Below are 16,632 nucleotides of genomic sequence, written 5' to 3'. Positions count from 1 at the left end.
AGTGAGTTGGGATAATGGAAACCTACCGATTGGGTTTTGATAAGCGCAGGTATATTTATTACGAGGAAGTGAGGGGATGTAGCAAAGTTTGACGGAAATCTGAGGAAAAGGAGCGATTTGGTTGTGCATAGCTTGACTGCGGTGATGAGTAAAATTTGCATTCAGAATTACTGTAGGGAGTACTGAAAGTCTTTATGAGCAAGCGCCACATTTCGCTTTTGATCGTGTGAAACTTGTGAGAGTCAATAATATCATTTAAAGGTGGTTTTAATCTCAGGCCATCTAAATTGATAAATTGTCGCCGATCTCCTTATACGCCTACGCTCTGGGATCGACGACAATGAATATTTTGGAAACTAACCGTTGGATCTAGATGATGTTTTTTGCATGGTTAAGATTCTATAACAATAGCAGGAATTATTATATTATCGATATTTATGGACAGTGCCAAAAGCTATCGCATGGTGGCAATGGACATTCAGAGAAAAATCCCATACAGTAATCATCGCTATTCGGTGAGACGGTAGATAAATTAAAAACTAATGCAGTAATAACAAATAACCCAGCTAATTTTTTCATTCTTTTCACCTCCTATTTCCAAAATATTACATTTTATTATATCAAACATTCGATATATGTCAAGGTCAGATGATGCCGAGGAACACTATTACGCTGTTTTCAGATGGAATACAACTTAACTGTTTTTCTATAGAGTTTATAGATAGAACTGACTCTCTCATATTATTTCTAATTTTTAAATAAATTTGGGTAAGCAGGAAATCAAATTGGATTGACTAGATTTTTGAAAATAGGCCAAATTCGCACTTGTCAACTTTGAAATCCAACTAGACAAATGGGACGTTTCCAAAGGCATTGCAAACTAAAGCTGATCGATTCGACAGGAGTAAGATTGCTCTCATCCTTTCTAACTGGGCCTATTAGGAATTACTGAATTTCTTCTAATGAGGAAAATCCGTGAGAAAGAATGATCATTCGACTCTCCCGTAATATGATATAATTATAAGCGTGTGTTCTATCGTGAAGTTTCATTGCAAAACAGGAGAGGAGTCTTAATCACATGCGGCATTTTCAAGAGAGCGTGTACCGACTAATCGTAGAAACGTCAACTAACTTGCCGGGGGATGTCCGTCAAGCGATTCGCAAGGCCCGCGAGCTGGAGGATAAAGGGACCCGGGCGGCCTTGTCTCTGTCTACCATTGCCAATAATATTGAAATGGCGGAGTACAATGTTTCCCCTATTTGTCAGGATACGGGGATGCCTACTTTTATTATCCACGTTCCGGTCGGAGCCAATCAGATAGTAATGAAGCAGCAAATTTATGAAGCCGTGAAGCGGGCGACTCAGGACAGCAAGCTGCGTCCGAATTCCGTTGATTCGCTGACCGGAGCGAACAGCGGCGATAATCTCGGGCCGGGAACGCCGGTCATTCATTTCGAGCAATGGGAAAGAGACGATATCGAGATGAAGCTGATCTTGAAGGGCGGCGGCTGCGAGAATAAAAATATTCAATACAGCCTTCCTGCTGAGCTGGAAGGTGTCGGCAAAGCCGGGCGCGATCTGGACGGTATTCGCAAATGTATTATGCATGCCGTTTATCAGGCGCAAGGACAGGGCTGTAGCGCGGGCTTTATCGGCGTGGGCATCGGCGGCGACCGCACGACCGGCTATGAGCTGGCCAAGCAGCAGCTGTTCCGCAGGGTGGATGATGTGAATCCGGTCGAGGAGCTGCGCCAATTAGAAGAGTACGTGATGGAAAATGCGAACAAGCTCGGCATCGGGACGATGGGCTTCGGCGGCGAAGTGACTCTGCTCGGATGCAAAATTGGAGTGATGAACCGGCTGCCGGCCAGCTTCTTCGTTTCCGTAGCCTACAACTGCTGGGCTTATCGCCGTCAAGGCGTTATTCTGGATGCCTCTACGGGCGAGATCAAAGAATGGCAATACTCGGCCGGTGAGAAGGTGGATGTGACCTTGGGCGAAGCGGAAAGCGCCGCAGCGGATCAAGGCGGGGAGCGCCGTCAGGTCGTTCTTCAGACGCCCATCACCGAGGAGCAAATTCGCGAGCTGCGGGTAGGCGACGTCGTTGTCATTAACGGTCTGATCCATACCGGCCGCGATGCTTTGCACAAGTATCTGATGGATCATGATTCGCCTGTCGATTTGAACGGATCCGTTATTTACCATTGCGGACCGGTTATGCAGAAGGATGAGAACGGCGAGTGGCATGTGAAGGCTGCCGGACCGACAACGAGTATTCGGGAAGAGCCTTATCAAGGGGATATTCTGAAGAAATTCGGAATCCGCGCCGTAATCGGCAAAGGCGGAATGGGGCCGAAGACGCTTAAGGCTCTGCAGGAGCATGGAGCCGTCTACCTCAATGCCATCGGCGGGGCGGCGCAATATTACGCACAATGTCTGAAGAAGGTGGAAGGCGTAGACTTCATGGAGTTCGGTATTCCGGAAGCGATGTGGCACCTGCAGACGGAAGGCTTCGCTGCCATTGTTACGATGGATTCTCATGGAAACAGCCTGCATGCCGACGTGGAGAAAGATTCTCTCGAGAAGCTTGCTCAGTTCAAGGAGCCGGTTTTCAAATAAATGATATTCGAATCTTATTATATTTAAAAAAGGTGGTCGGGCAGAGCGTTCTGTCCGACTTTTTTTCGGATTCTATTTACAGTTCCGGGACACCCGACTTTATTTCTTTACAATTTCTCAACAATCGGATTTGTCGGGTTCGGTGGATTTTCGCGGCAGCTCGGGTTACGATAAAGCTATCTAGTCATGGACAGCCATCTTGCGCGGAGGAACGAAGAGATGAATAAATTCAGAACCCGATTGACGGTTATTTTTATCATTATGATTGGCTTGTCGGTAACGGCAGCGGGAATTCTGGCTGCCAAGCTGCAGGAAAACACCTATATTCAAGCCCAGCGTGAAAATATGGAGAGAGAGCTGCATCTCATCGTGTCGACCTTTGATTGGGTGGCTTCGGGGACGGATGAGGAATTGATACGGCTATACAACGAGTGGATCAGCCAGCTCAAGCAGTCGGCGGATGCCCGGATTACGGTCATTCGGGCGGACGGCCGGGTGCTGGGGGACTCGGATCACGATCCCTTGACCATGGATAACCATTTGGACCGGGAAGAGGTGCAGGAGGCGATCCGATCCGGCTCGGGACATTCTATCCGCTACAGCGATACTTTAGGCCATAATATGCTGTACGTGGTCATTGCGAGCGATGCTTCGGATCAGCCTTTCGGGTATATCCGGATGGCCAGAGATTTGAGCGTTGTCGAATCCTCCCTGCGCAAGCTATGGTTATTCTTGGGCGGCGGTCTGGCCGTATTGTTTCTATTGGCAGGTGTGATCTCCTATCGATTGGCTCATAATATGACCAGACCTTTGGAGAAGATTATCAGGGTAGCGCAGCAAATCTCGCACCGTGATGCCCGATCCCGGGTAACCGTCACCCGCAATGACGAGATTGGAATGCTGGGCCGCGCCATCAACACGATGGCGGACAGTCTGCAGAGGCAGGTTCACCGGATTCAAGAGAATGAAAGCCGCCTGAAGAGCGTTCTGGACAACATGCCGAGCGGGGTGATGATGGCCGATCTAAGCGGCAAAATCGTGCTGTTGAACCGTGCGGTGGAGGATATTCTCGGATTCGCGGCGGAAGAGCTGCGAGGCACAGTATATACCGAAGCCAAGCTGCCGTTCGAGCTGAAGCAGATGATCCGGGAATGCTTGGAAACTCATGACCCGATTCATGATGAAATGATCGTCTATTTTCCGGAGGAGCGGATTTTGGAGGCGAATATCAGTCCGATGGCGCGGAACGACGAAGAATGGTCCGGAATTCTCATCGTGCTGCATAACATGACTGCGGTCCGCAGGCTGGAACGGATGCGGAGCGAATTTGTCGCCAACGTTTCCCATGAATTGAAAACACCGGTCGCCGCGGTCAAAGGCTTTGCCGAAACACTGCTGGCGGGAGCCATGGATGATAAAGAGACGGCCAAGTCGTTCCTGCAGATTATCTATGATGAGAGCGAACGCCTTAACCGGTTGATCGGCGATATTCTCGAATTGTCCAAAATCGAGTCACGACGGATTCCGCTGCAATTCTCTCCCATTGAGATGGAGCATTTTGTTGAGCAAACTGTTCAAGTCGTCAGTGCGGAAGCGGACAAAAGGGGGATTCGCCTCGAATCCTCGGTTCCGCCGAACTTGTTCCTGGAGGCGGATGAAGACAGGCTGAGACAGATCATGATCAATCTTCTGTCTAACGGGATAAATTACACCCCGGAAGGGGGAAGGGTCAGAATAGACGTCGAGGCCGTTGAACAGGAAGAGGGTCCCGAAAGCTATGAACGGGTAAGAATAACGATAAGCGATACCGGAATCGGCATTCCGAAAAAAGACCTTCCCCGCATCTTCGAACGCTTCTACCGGGTAGATAAGGCCCGTTCGAGAAGCTCGGGAGGTACCGGGTTGGGGCTGTCCATTGTCAAGCATTTGGTCGAGCTTCATAAGGGGACGATTTCCGTAGAAAGCGATGCGGGGCTTGGCTCCCGGTTTACTATCGAGCTGCCGGTTATTCATGATTCCTGAACCCGGCTTAACAAAACAATGCCGTTCAAGCTATAATGGAATCAGTTGGACGTTTGACGAATGGGGGATGGGTTCTGGAATGACTCATAAAATATTAATCATAGAAGATGAACCCACGCTGGCCAGACTGCTGTCCTACAATCTGTCGCAGGAAGGCTATGAGGTTCAATTGGCGGACCACGGCAGTGAAGGGTTGAGGACAGCGCTGCACGGTTTGCACGATTTGATCGTCCTCGATATTATGCTGCCGGGGATGAACGGCTTCGAAATTTTGTCCAGGCTTCGCCAGCACGGAATTCGTACGCCGGTCATCATATTGACCGCCCGCAACGCGGAAGAAGAGGTCGTTCAGGGCCTGAAGTATGGCGCGGACGATTACATTACGAAGCCTTTCGGAGTCGCGGAGCTATTGGCCAGGGTGTCGGCTGTGCTGCGGAGGACCGGGAATGAGGGCTCCGGCGTCAGCCAGGAAAATAACGGGGAGAAGATAATCCGCGTGGGGGAGTTGGCCATCTACCCGGAGAAATATGAGGTGGTCCTGCACGGGGAGCCTATCACCCTTCGTCCGAAGGAATTCGAAGTACTGCTGTATTTGGTGCAGAGGCCGGGGGTCGTCATTACCCGCGATGATCTGATGAATGCCGTATGGGGCTTCGATTACATCGGAGGACAGCGAACGGTTGACGTCCATGTCAGCTCCTTGCGCAAGAAGCTTGAGATGAATCAGCAATCGGTACAGATTGAATCCATTCGCGGTGTCGGCTATAAATTAGTCGCCCGAAAAGAGAAGACCCACTGAGCATTTCCACACAAAGTACTGACGAACTTCTCCAAGAAGCGAGGCCGATAATAAGAGCATAAGTACACTTAATTTACCACGTTATTGGAGAAATGTTCCATTTTTAAACTCCGAATCCGTTGGAGTGCGGACGGAATAAGCTGCGAAGGCATACGTCACTGTATGGGCTTATGTTATGCCCGCAATGGGATGGATCTATTGAGAGATGCAGGCAAGATCATGGTTGAAGGTATTTTTAAATAGAGGAGGCCGTGATGATGCGTAAATTGCGATGGGGTGTACTGGGAACCGGTAAGATTATTTCCAAGGCGGGAGTGGCCATTCACAAGGCCGCGAATAGCGAATGGGTAGGCATAGCCGGACGCCATGCCGAAACGGGGCGGGAGGCCGCGGAGAAATACGGGCTCGAACACCGGTACAACAGCTACCGGGAATTGATCGAAGACCCGGACATTGATGCGGTCTATATTGCTTTATTAAATCATCTACATAAAGAATGGGCGATTGAGGCGCTGCAAGCGGGGAAGCACGTGCTGCTGGAGAAGCCGTTCACGCTAAATGCACGGGAAGCGAAGCAAGTCGCCGACACTGCCAAAGCTAACGGAGTGCAGATCATGGAAGCGCATTCTTGGCGATTTCAGGAAGCATATCATGGTGTCAAAGCTTTGCTTGAAGAAGGAGTTATCGGCGATCTCGGAATGATGTGCAGCCATTTCTCATTTATGGCTCCGTCGGACAGCACCCGTTGGGTGCGCGAATGGGGCGGAGGCGCTTTGTATGACATAGGCTGCTATCCGATAGCTTGGAGCCGCTTTCTGATGGGGGCAGAGCCGGAAGCGGTTGAATGTCATATGGTCATGTCTTCTACCGGAGTGGATACCCGTTTTATCGGCACCTTGTATTATCCCGACGGGAGAGTCGCCCATTGCAGCGCTGCCTTCGATATGGCCAACGGCTCCGGCTTCGAGCTGTATGGAACGAGGGGAAGACTATCGTTGAATTCCCGCGTTCAACCGGAGAGCGTCACTCTGACCGCGGAGTATTCCGGTATGGAACGCCAGTGGACTTCGGACAGGATTCAGCCTTATGTCCATCAGGTCGAAGGCTTTGCCGATGCCATATTGAACGGCCGTCCCGTTCCTTATTCCGTCGAGGATGCCATCCAGCAAATGACGATAATGGATGCATTATTTCGTGCCAATGAGGAGCGGACCCGCATTTACCTGAATGATACCGCTAAATGATGTCGGCTTAGCAGTAAGCGGCGCGGCGCGTTAATCGATTTGGGAGCACATGCGCTTGATACGACACTATAAACTCAAAATAATAAACCGGCCCTGCCGTCAGGCTAAGGCCGGTTTTCCTGCAGTTACTTATTCTTTAGGTTTTAAATGCGGCCCCCAGAGAAACAAGATGATAATAGAAATGACAATCACCAGAGGAGGCGCGATCATGATTAGAAAGAAGTCCATCCCAATCATCCTTTCTTCGAGGTTTTTCCTTGCACATATTTGCTGTCGAACAGAAACAACCGCATGATCAGGAACAACGATGGAATGAGCAGAACCAATCCGGCAATGAAGGCGACAATCAAGGCAATGGCCATCGTTTCGTTAGTAAATCCGTCGTAAATCGTAATGTAAGGATACAACAGGTAAGGCAAGTGGGCCGCCCCGTATCCGAAGAAAGCGAAGGCGTATTGCAGGATGACAAAGATAAATGCCGTTCCATACCTGCGCCCTTTCCACAGAAAGAAGAAAACGACGAGAAAACAAAGGAACGATAGGACGAACATCCACGACAGATCGACCATTCTGTTAAAATGCTCCGGATTGTGTTGGCTGATAAAGAAGAAAACGAACAGGCTGGCAAGTATCGTCGGCATGCTCCAGGCAAGGGCGTATTTACGCAGGATGCCAAGAGCGGCATCGTCCTTCGCTCTGGAAGCATAATAGGTCAGGAATGTTGCCGAGATATACAAGACGCTTACGATGGCCAGCATCACGACGGCCCATGAATAAGGGCTCAGGAACAGCTTGTTGTACAGGAAAGTAATTTTTCCGTCGACTACGGAGATATAGCCTCCCTCGGAGATTGTCAGCACGGTCGAAAGCGAGGCCGGGATAAGAAGCCCCGTAGCGCCATAGAGAAAGGCGTAAATCCGGCTGTTTCTGGCTCCGTAGGTGCCGAAGGCGTAATAAGATCCGCGAATAGCCAGCAGAATAATCGCGATGCTTCCCGGAAGCAGCAGAGCCGTTCCGAAATAATAAGCCGTGTCCGGGAAAAAACCGATAATGCCAACGAAGAAAAAGACGAGAAACACATTGGTGACTTCCCATACGGGAGATAAATAGCGTTCAATAACCCCTTGGATAATATGCCTCTTGCCCGTAATCATACTGGAATAGCTGAAGAAGCCGGCCCCGAAATCGATGGAAGCCACGATCAGATATCCGAACAAAAAAATCCACAAAACGGTTATCCCTACAACTTCGTAGCTCATTGAAGATAACCTCCTTCTGCCGCGCCCTCCTCCAGCTCTTTCTCAGCCGGGTGGTTACGGAACAGCTTTCTCAGTACCTTAATGCAGGTTATAGCCAGTACAAGATACAATAAGCTGAACAATATAAGCATAGTTCCTACGTGCTCGGATGTCGTAGCTCCTTCCACCGTTTTCATATATCCTCGCAAGATCCAGGGCTGACGTCCGACTTCCGCGAAAATCCAGCCGAATTCGATAGCCAGGATGGCTAACGGGCCGCTGGCCACGATGAGCCTCAGCAAGGTACGGCGATGCGGGTTCCACGATTTTTTGTACTGCAGAACCATATAAACGCAGGAGATCAAGGCGAGGAAGACGCCGATCATAACCATTCCGTCGAACAAATAGTGAATATAGAGCGGCGGGCGCTCGTCTTCCGGAAAATCGTTCAAGCCGATCACTTCGGTGTTCGGCATGCCATGAGCCAGTATGCTGAGAGCATAAGGAATCTCAATGGCGTATTTGACCTGATTATCTTCCGTGAGAATACCCCCTAATATGAGGGGAGCCTTTTCGATAGTTTCAAAATGCCATTCGGCCGCAGCGAGCTTCTCCGGCTGGTATTTGGCGAGAAATTTACCTGAGAAATCACCGATCACCGCCGTCGAAATGGAGAAAATAAACGCCGCTGTCATCGTCAGATTTAATGCTTTTTTATAGTAGACGTGATCCCGTTTCTTCAACAGGGAGAAAGCCGCTATCGCAGCGAGAATAAAAGCGCTGGTCATATAGGCGGACGACAGGACATGGGAGACCTTAGTCGGTGTGGCCGGATTGAACATGGCCGCCAACGGCTGAATGTCCACCAGCTTGTTGTCTTGAAGCGTAAACCCTTGCGGTGTATTCATGAACGAATTGACGGTCGTGATAAAGAAAGCCGAAGCAGAAGAACCGATGACAACCGGAATGACGAGCAGGAAATGAGTGAAGCGGGATTTGAACCTGTCCCATGTATACAGATAAATTCCTAAGAAAATCGCTTCAAAGAAGAAAGCAAATGTCTCCATGAACAACGGCAAAGAAATAACCTGGCCGGCAACCTGCATGAAGCTCGGCCACAGCAAGCTCAGTTGCAGCCCGATAGCTGTTCCGGTTACAACGCCGATCGCTACCGTAATGACAAATCCCCGGGCCCAGCGTCTGGCAAGCAAAATATAATGGGGGTCCTTGCGGCGGATGCCCGTCCACTCGGCAAGAGCGATCATAAGAGGCACCCCGACGCCGACCGTTGCGAATATAATATGGAAACCGAGTGTTAAAGCCGTAAGAATTCTGCTGTATAAAGCCGGATCATTTGCAAACATGGCGTGAACTCCTTTCTCCCGTCAGGGTCAGAATAATCTTCTCAATAAGGCCAGCAGCATAACGGAAGCGGTGATGATGCACAGTACGATCAGCTTTTTTTCCTGTTTTTTATAATGGTTCATTCGGCTTCTTCCTTTCCATTAGCCAGAATTAATCCTCTTATCTATATATTAAGCCGAAAAGTGTGATCTTTTTCACATATATTGTGAGGAGTTCATGTCAACTTGTTTACAAACTGATGAATATTGCATGGCAGCTTGGTGACACAGGTATTCGGAAGCAGATTGGCAAGTGTCATTGATGCCGGGGAATGTCTTCACTGGAGACGGGTACTTGTCCATAGGCGCAACAGAAATAGTCGGTCGGTTCCACCAGATGTACGGGAACAAGGAAAAGCAAAGAAGCCGGGGGAAACCTTTGGCTTCTTTGCTTTTGTCAGTGCATGCGAAGATTGCAGGCCGTTTATTGACACTCGATTTATAAACGCTTATTCCGAACGTTTTTTGTCGGATTCGTAAATTGTAGGGGTGCCGAAAGGCTGGAACGATGAAATTTCTTCCTCGCCCAATCCAAAGGCCGTTTTACCGGATTTGGATTCCGCATGGGCGCCAAGTCCGTAGGGCATAACGTTTGGCAGTCCTGCGGCCTGCATGTTAGCCTCGTACGGCATGAAATTGGGCAATCCTGCGGCCTGCATGTTAGCCTCGTACGGCATGAAATGGGGCAGTCCTGCGGCCTGCACGTTAGCCTCGTACGGCATGAAATGGGGCAGTCCTGCGGCCTGCACGTTAGCCGAGTGCGGCATCACATTGGGAAGCCCGGCGGCCTGCACGTTAGCCGAGTACGGCATCACATTGGGAAGCCCGGCGGCCTGCATGTTAGCCGAGTAAGGCTTCACATTGGATTGGCCGGCAGCCTGCATGTTAGCGGAGAACGGCATGACATTGGGCTGACCTGCGGCCTGCATATTAGCGGAGAACGGCATGACATTGGGCTGACCTGCCGCCTGCATGTTAGCGGAGAACGGCATGACATTGGGTTGGCCGGCGGCCTGCATGTTAGCGGAGAACGGCATGATATTGGGCTGGCCGGCGGCCTGCATGTTAGCGGAGAACGGCATCACATTGTGATGGCCGAAATCATCCGGCTCTTGACCATACGGCATTATGGTAGGGGTGTATCCAGGCGCACCATATGTTTCATAGGGCATCGAATAAGGATGGAAGCCTCCCTCTTCGGCAAGGCCATGAAGTCCGGGATAACCCGGGGATTTGGACTTCCCGCCGGTTTGCAGCGGACCGATATTCGGCGCCGCCTGATAAGGCATCACCTGTGCAGGTGCGTTGGACATCGCCGAGTACGGTGCCGTTTGTTCCTTATATAATGTCTCGGTATGCATGCTGTGAAGTTTGGGGATGCCTACGACCTGACCGGCGCTTAAAGTCTGTGAACCTTTAAGATGAGGGTTCATCGTGCTAATGATTTGTGCCGGAACGTTGTAGGTTTCCGCCAGCCTTCCTAAGGTGTCTCCGTCTTCACACATATGCTGAGTGTAGAAGCTTTCATTCCTCTCATCGTCCTCACGGAAAAACGGGAAGAAGAACGGGGTCAGGAAGAAGAATGGAAAGAAGCGGCGCGGAAAAAAGAACGGACTGAAAAACGGGAAAAACTGTCTTTCGTCAAAACCTTGTGTCGTCGATGACTCAAATGAAGCACTCATGAATCGATCCTCCCAATCATTTCTTTTTGTTTTTTAAATATAGGCCATTATATGTGCGAATTCATGAACTGGTTCAATCGCCCGCCCATTTGGGCTTGCCAGAAGATTTTACATTCGCTTAACGAAACGATTGTTTTCCATTAACAAACCGTTGTTACGATGGAATTGTTAAGAACGAAGAGCATTTTTAAAAAGGGAGGACTCATGAATGTTTAAAAAGGTGACGAAAAAAGGTTTAAGCTTGGCTTTATCTGCCGTCCTGGCAGTAGGATTATTGGCCGGATGCGGCGGCAAAGAACCGGCGGGTAACGCGGGAGCGAATCCAAGCCCATCCCCGACGGCAACGGCACAAGCGAATGAGCCGGATAAAAATCCGGAAATCAGCGGCATGGTGACTTCCTCCGGATCAACGGCTCTCCTGCCCCTCGTTAAGCAAGCGGCGGAAGATTTTATGGCGAAGCATGAGAAGGTAACCATCAACGTGACCGGCGGAGGTTCCGGAACCGGAGTCAAGAATGTGGCGGACGGAACGTCGCATATCGGAAATTCGGACGTAGAGGCCGACGAGCAGTATAAAGATATTCTGGTAGATCATATCGTAGCGATCGCTCCGTTCGCACTTATTGTTCATAAGGACGTAACGGTCGACAATTTGACGAAGCAGCAGGCGGCGGACATTTACATGGGGAAAATCACGAACTGGAAGGAAGTTGGCGGGGAGGACAAGCCAATCGTGCTCGTTCACCGTCAGGACAGCTCCGGTTCCCGTAAAATCATTCGCAAGCTGATTCTCGACGGGCAGGAATTTTCCAAAGAGGGAGTTACCCAGGATTCCAGCAAGACGGTCGTAGAAGCGGTTGCTTCGACCGAAGCGTCTATCGGCTATGTTGATACACCTTACTTAAACGATCAGGTCAAGGCTCTGAAAATCGACGGCGTCGCGTTTTCCAAAGAGACTATCAAGGACGGCACCTATAAGCTTTATGGAGAGGAGCACATGTATACGAAAGGACAGCCGGAAGGAGCCACGAAAGCCTTCCTGGATTATATCATGAGCGATGAATTCCAGAATGAAAAGGTGGAGAAGCTTGGATTTCTGCCGGCCAACCTGTTGAAATAATAGCGATCATTCCGAAACTTTCAGGCCAAACGGTTCTTCTTTTGTGAAGGATCGTTTGGCTGTTTTGATGAAGGAGCAATTCCTGTTATGGCAGCCTTTTTTAAAGTTCGGGGCTCCCCGCAAAGTACCGGAATACGCTTCGAAGGCCATGCGTCATTTTGTGGGATATTTTACAGGGCTCCCCGCAAAGTACCCGGAATAAGCTTCGAAGGCTGCGCGTCACTTTGTGGGGGATTATAGGGATACGTTGGAAGCTTTTTTTTATATATTTCATAAAGATTGAAGGGCAGCGGCGAAACAAAGAGAGGGTTGGGGCTCATTTTTACAATGCGTTAACAAAAGCTTGATTCTCCTCTAACATAGTTCCCTTATGATGAAATTACTTGAAAAAAAGATTTGCCGGGACATCTGATCGAGATGTACGAAGGGGGATTATCATTTGGCTTACAAAATAGAGGACAAGTTGGAGGAGGTTAAGTCCGTTACACCGGAGAGCGGCGGCACGGCTCGCTGGACCCATAACCAGAACAGTAAGGACACGGTGATGAGGTGGCTGTTTATCGTTAGCGCTTCTTTAGTCTCCGTTATCATTTTTTCAATTATATTGTTCGTAGGCTTTCAAGGAACACAGGTGTTTAAAGATGTCTCTTTCGCACAGCTTTTTCTGTCTACGGACTGGAGTCCGTTATCGGATACTCCCAAGTTCGGTATTCTGTCCTTCCTGTTCAGCACCTTGCTGTTGACTCTGCTGTCGGTCATCCTGTCCGTGCCGATTGCCTTGTCAGGAGCGGTGTTCATGGCCAAGATCGCTCCGAAATGGATGAGGGAACTGATGAGGCCGGCAGCCGACTTGTTTGTCGGAATTCCATCGGTCGTATACGGACTGATCGGACTGACGGTGCTCGTTCCTTTCCTGGGCAAAACGTTCGGAGGTGCGGGATACGGTATACTGCCTGCAGCTATTATTCTGGCCGTCATGATCCTTCCTACTATTCTATCCATCTCCGAGGATGCTATCCGCAGCTTGCCGGGCAGGCTGGAAGAGGCGTCCCTGGCGCTGGGAGCCACCCGCTGGCAAACCATCTGGAAGGTGCTGCTTCCCGCAGCCAGGCCGGGGATACTGACTGCCATTATTCTCGGAATGGGGCGGGCCATCGGAGAAACTATGGCCGTCTTCATGGTCATCGGAAACTCGCCGAAAATGCCCGGATCGCTGCTCGATTCCACAACCGTATTGACGACCGCGATTGTAAAAGATATGGGCAACACGTTCTACGGCACGGCCTGGAACAACGCGCTCTATATGATGGCGCTGGTCCTGCTCGTCATTTCCATGCTGCTGATCATCATTATCCGAGTCGTCGCCAAAAGGAGTGAACTGCGTTGAAGCTTAGCAAAACAACCGATCGTATTGCGACCGTCTATTTTTGGGTGATGGGGATCGTGATCGTTGCCATTCTGGCCTGGTTTCTGATTCGGATTCTGGGTGACGGGCTGCCTCATATTTCCTGGAGCTTCGTGACCGGCAAGCCTTCGGAAATGACGGCGGGAGGGGGAGTAGGTCCCCAGTTGTTCAACTCGTTCTACATTCTGTTCCTGTCTCTGGCGTTCTCGCTCCCGATTGGGGTCGGAGCCGGAATATACCTGGCCGTATACGCTAAGAAAAATAAATTTACGGAGCTGGTCCGCATATCCGTCGAGGCACTGTCCTCTGTTCCGTCGATAGTCTTCGGGCTGTTCGGGGCGCTGTTGTTCGTCAGCCTGATGGGTCTGAAATTTTCCATCCTGGCGGGGGCGCTTACACTGTCGCTGCTGAACCTTCCCGTATTGGTGCGGGTGACGGAGGAAGCCATTCGTTCCGTCCCGGAATCCTACTGGGAAGCCTCGCTGGCGTTAGGCTCCACACGCTGGCAGGCGATCCGCAAGGTGCTTATCCCGGCTTCCCTGCCCGGGCTTATAACCGGGATTACCCTTGTATCGGGCCGGGCGCTTGGGGAAACCGCGTTATTGATCTATACAGCGGGGCTGTCGGTTTCGCGAACCTTTCCCGATTTCAACCCGTTGGTGATGGGGGAAACCTTGGCGCTTCATCTGTGGTATTCCGGTTCCAGCTCGCTCGCTCCGGATGCTAAAGAAATAGCTAAAGCGAGCGCCGCGCTGCTCGTAATTATCGTATTGGTATTTAATTTGCTCATAGCCATTCCAAGCCGAATACTGCAAAAAAGGCTGTCAGGAGGGAAATAACCGGTGGGTCAAACAGAGAAAATCAAAGTGGAACGATTAAATTTGCATTATGGAACAAACCAGGCTTTGTACGATATTGAAATGAACATTCCGGAAAATTCGATTTGTGCCTTGATCGGGCCTTCCGGCTGCGGGAAATCCACCTTCCTGCGGACGCTGAACCGGATGAACGACCTTATTGAGGGCGTCAAAATAACCGGGGAAGTCAAGGTTGACGGCCGTAATATTTACTCGCCGGACACCGATGTCGTCTCCTTGCGCAAGCGGGTGGGGATGGTTTTCCAGCGGCCGAATCCTTTTCCCATGAGCATATTTGATAATGTGGCTTATGGACCGCGAATTCACGGAACGAAGAAGAAGGCTGTCCTTAACGAAATTGTGGAGCGCAGTCTGAAGCAGGCGGCTCTATGGGATGAGGTCAAGGACCGTTTGCACAAATCCGCGCTGGGCTTGTCCGGAGGACAGCAGCAGAGGCTGTGCATTGCCCGTCTGCTGGCAGTGGAACCGGACGTTCTGTTGATGGATGAGCCGACCTCGGCCCTCGATCCGATTTCCACCTTGAAGGTGGAAGAATTGACGCAAAATCTGAAAGAACGGTACACCATTATCATTGTTACTCACAACATGCAGCAGGCCGCCCGGATTTCCGATTATACTTCATTTTTCCTGAACGGGTATTTGGTGGAGACGGACAAAACCGACAAAATGTTTACGGCCCCGGGAGATCAGCGTACGGAAGATTATATCACTGGCCGATTCGGCTAAAGGACCGGCGGAGGAAATTTAGGAGGGAGAAGAAATGGATACTCGCCCGAATTACCGGCAATCGTTGGCTGAATTGCAGCGATATCTGATGAAGATGGGGAACGAGGTCGAGCAGCAGATCCAACAGGCTGTTCAATCCTTGACCGATCTGGATGAGCGGAAAGCGAAGGAGACTGTGAGCCGCGACGATTCGATCGATGATATGATGATGAGAATTGAAGAGCGCTGTTTACGGCTTATCGCCCTGCAGCAGCCTATGGCTACGGATTTAAGAATTATTGGCATGACGCTGAAGATCGCCATCGATTTGGAACGGATTGCCGATCATGCGGTCGATATCGCCAAGGTTACGCTTCGATTGTCCGGTGAGAAGCTGGTCAAACCGCTCGTCGACATTCCAAGGATGGCCGAAGCCGCCATGGGGATGGTCAAGGACAGCTTGCTGGCCTTTACCGAGAGAGATATCCAGCGTGCGGCCGCCCTGGCCGAGCAGGATGATGTTGTCGACCATATCTACAGCTCCATGCTCCAGGAAATTACCGGCATGCTGGGCAAGGAACCTTCATCGAACCGGCAATGGATCCACCTTCTTCTGGTCGCCAATTATTTGGAACGGGTAGCCGATCATGCGACCAATATCGGAGAAGGAGTCATTTATCTGGTCACCGGCAAGCGCAAAGATCTCAATTTGTAATCCGGTCAGATTACAGCAGCACTGTCAATTGTTCGAGTTTACGAATAACGGCTACTTTTTTGCTCCCTATTTTTCTGAGGGAGCTTTTGTCTTTATGCCCGGGATTTAACCAGATCGCATCCATACCGGCACGGAGCGCACCGATTACATCGTTGGGCCATGAATTCCCGACCATAAGCGCCTGTTTGGGAGTGACCTTCATAGCCTGCATGGCATGGACGAAGATAGCCGCATGGGGCTTGCGCTTATCTTTCTGCTGGGAAGTGAATAAGTGTTCGGGAGGGAAAAATTTGTCCAGCCCGAGAGCGGTTAAATGCCGCTCCTGCTTCTCTCGCCGGCCGTTGCTGATGATGGCCAGCCGATAGCGGGGAGCCAAGTATTCCAAAGTATCGAGAACTCCCGGAAACAGCTTGGGCGATTGCTGCGCTCTTGCGTCGATCCGCTGCAGCAAGGATTGAATAAAGGATGGCTCCTGAGGGAGAGGGAGCGGTTTCAAAGCAGCGGCAAGAGAGCTTTGCCTTAACTGCAGACGGGAAGCGGAGGTACGTTTTTTGGAGCCGGCTCTCGATTTGTATTCGGAGTGAAACTTCGCCAGCGCCTGCCTGGCTATCCCATCTCTCTCAACGGAAAACCAACGGTCTGTGTATTCCTGCAGCACTTCGATGAAGCTTTCGTTATAGGCCGAGTCGGGGTCAAGCAAGGTTTGATTCATATCGAAGAAGATGACCCTCTTCCTCTCCGGCGTAAATAAACGTTTCAATTAACGTTCACCTCGGGCGTCGAATTTTGTAACTGCTCACT

The 16,632-nt window shown here is 50.4% G+C and carries 15 protein-coding genes; 9 read left to right on the top strand and 6 right to left on the bottom strand.

Translation table 11 applies throughout. The features are described from left to right. Window positions 1-435: 435 nt before the first annotated feature. Entirely contained in the window at window positions 436-579 is a 144-nt protein-coding gene (locus ACTHRH_RS15045) for a hypothetical protein (protein ID WP_186328137.1), read from the bottom strand. Window positions 580-1,078: 499 nt separating this feature from the next. On the opposite strand from ACTHRH_RS15045, the gene ACTHRH_RS15040 reads away from it, so the two are divergent. From ACTHRH_RS15040 to ACTHRH_RS15025, 4 genes are all read left to right on the top strand, one after another. After that, window positions 1,079-2,620 (top strand): fumarate hydratase, encoded by a 1,542-nt coding sequence (locus ACTHRH_RS15040; RefSeq protein ID WP_144932152.1) that lies wholly within the window; start codon window positions 1,079-1,081, stop codon window positions 2,618-2,620. A gap of 219 nt (window positions 2,621-2,839) precedes the next feature. Further along, the gene (gene pnpS / locus ACTHRH_RS15035; RefSeq protein WP_440416328.1) at window positions 2,840-4,642 is read left to right on the top strand and encodes a two-component system histidine kinase PnpS; all 1,803 of its coding nucleotides are present in this window, start codon (window positions 2,840-2,842) and stop codon (window positions 4,640-4,642) included. 79 nt (window positions 4,643-4,721) lie between these two features. Then, window positions 4,722-5,441, top strand: a complete 720-nt coding sequence (locus ACTHRH_RS15030; protein ID WP_440416326.1) for a response regulator transcription factor — start codon at window positions 4,722-4,724, stop codon at window positions 5,439-5,441. A gap of 254 nt (window positions 5,442-5,695) precedes the next feature. Beyond that, window positions 5,696-6,685: a Gfo/Idh/MocA family protein gene (locus ACTHRH_RS15025; protein WP_440416324.1), complete on the top strand. Its 990-nt coding sequence runs from the start codon at window positions 5,696-5,698 to the stop codon at window positions 6,683-6,685. Window positions 6,686-6,814: 129 nt separating this feature from the next. On the opposite strand, the gene cydS is transcribed toward ACTHRH_RS15025, so the two are convergent. The 4 genes from cydS to ACTHRH_RS15005 form a co-directional block, all read right to left on the bottom strand. Next, on the bottom strand, window positions 6,815-6,913 hold the full coding sequence (cydS, locus tag ACTHRH_RS15020; RefSeq protein WP_440416322.1) for a cytochrome bd oxidase small subunit CydS: 99 nt from the start codon (window positions 6,911-6,913) through the stop codon (window positions 6,815-6,817). A 5-nt stretch (window positions 6,914-6,918) separates the two neighbouring features. Further along, the gene (locus tag ACTHRH_RS15015) at window positions 6,919-7,944 is read right to left on the bottom strand and encodes a cytochrome d ubiquinol oxidase subunit II (RefSeq protein ID WP_144932146.1); all 1,026 of its coding nucleotides are present in this window, start codon (window positions 7,942-7,944) and stop codon (window positions 6,919-6,921) included. Next, window positions 7,941-9,287, bottom strand: coding sequence for a cytochrome ubiquinol oxidase subunit I (locus ACTHRH_RS15010; RefSeq protein WP_144932144.1), 1,347 nt, complete (start codon window positions 9,285-9,287; stop codon window positions 7,941-7,943). Before ACTHRH_RS15010 ends, ACTHRH_RS15015 begins: the two co-directional genes overlap by 4 nt. 488 nt (window positions 9,288-9,775) lie before the next feature. Further along, window positions 9,776-11,008 carry a LysM peptidoglycan-binding domain-containing protein gene (locus tag ACTHRH_RS15005; protein ID WP_440416319.1) on the bottom strand — a complete coding sequence of 411 codons (1,233 nt, stop codon included), beginning with the start codon at window positions 11,006-11,008 and terminating at the stop codon, window positions 9,776-9,778. A 208-nt stretch (window positions 11,009-11,216) separates the two neighbouring features. Between ACTHRH_RS15005 and ACTHRH_RS15000 the strand changes: the two genes are divergently transcribed. From ACTHRH_RS15000 to phoU, 5 genes are all read left to right on the top strand, one after another. Then, window positions 11,217-12,128 (top strand): phosphate ABC transporter substrate-binding protein, encoded by a 912-nt coding sequence (locus ACTHRH_RS15000; RefSeq protein ID WP_379288662.1) that lies wholly within the window; start codon window positions 11,217-11,219, stop codon window positions 12,126-12,128. A gap of 544 nt (window positions 12,129-12,672) precedes the next feature. Further along, window positions 12,673-13,515 (top strand): phosphate ABC transporter permease subunit PstC, encoded by an 843-nt coding sequence (pstC, locus tag ACTHRH_RS14995; protein ID WP_144932250.1) that lies wholly within the window; start codon window positions 12,673-12,675, stop codon window positions 13,513-13,515. Next, window positions 13,512-14,372, top strand: coding sequence for a phosphate ABC transporter permease PstA (pstA, locus tag ACTHRH_RS14990; RefSeq protein WP_150959528.1), 861 nt, complete (start codon window positions 13,512-13,514; stop codon window positions 14,370-14,372). Before pstC ends, pstA begins: the two co-directional genes overlap by 4 nt. Window positions 14,373-14,375: 3 nt before the next feature. Beyond that, a complete protein-coding gene (gene pstB, locus ACTHRH_RS14985; protein WP_144932136.1) occupies window positions 14,376-15,137 on the top strand; it encodes a phosphate ABC transporter ATP-binding protein PstB in 762 nt (253 codons plus the stop codon). Between the two features lie 34 nt (window positions 15,138-15,171). Then, complete coding sequence (gene phoU / locus ACTHRH_RS14980; RefSeq protein ID WP_144932134.1) at window positions 15,172-15,831, top strand: phosphate signaling complex protein PhoU; 660 nt, start codon at window positions 15,172-15,174, stop codon at window positions 15,829-15,831. Between the two features lie 10 nt (window positions 15,832-15,841). On the opposite strand, the gene ACTHRH_RS14975 is transcribed toward phoU, so the two are convergent. Next, window positions 15,842-16,591 carry an HAD family hydrolase gene (locus tag ACTHRH_RS14975; protein ID WP_144932132.1) on the bottom strand — a complete coding sequence of 250 codons (750 nt, stop codon included), beginning with the start codon at window positions 16,589-16,591 and terminating at the stop codon, window positions 15,842-15,844. Between the last annotated feature and the right edge of the window lie 41 nt (window positions 16,592-16,632).

The organism is Paenibacillus sp. SAFN-117 (assembly GCF_051966115.1).
Classification (GTDB): Bacteria; Bacillota; Bacilli; order Paenibacillales; family NBRC-103111; genus Paenibacillus_L; species Paenibacillus_L residui.
This window is presented reverse-complemented; position numbering and strand designations above follow the sequence as displayed.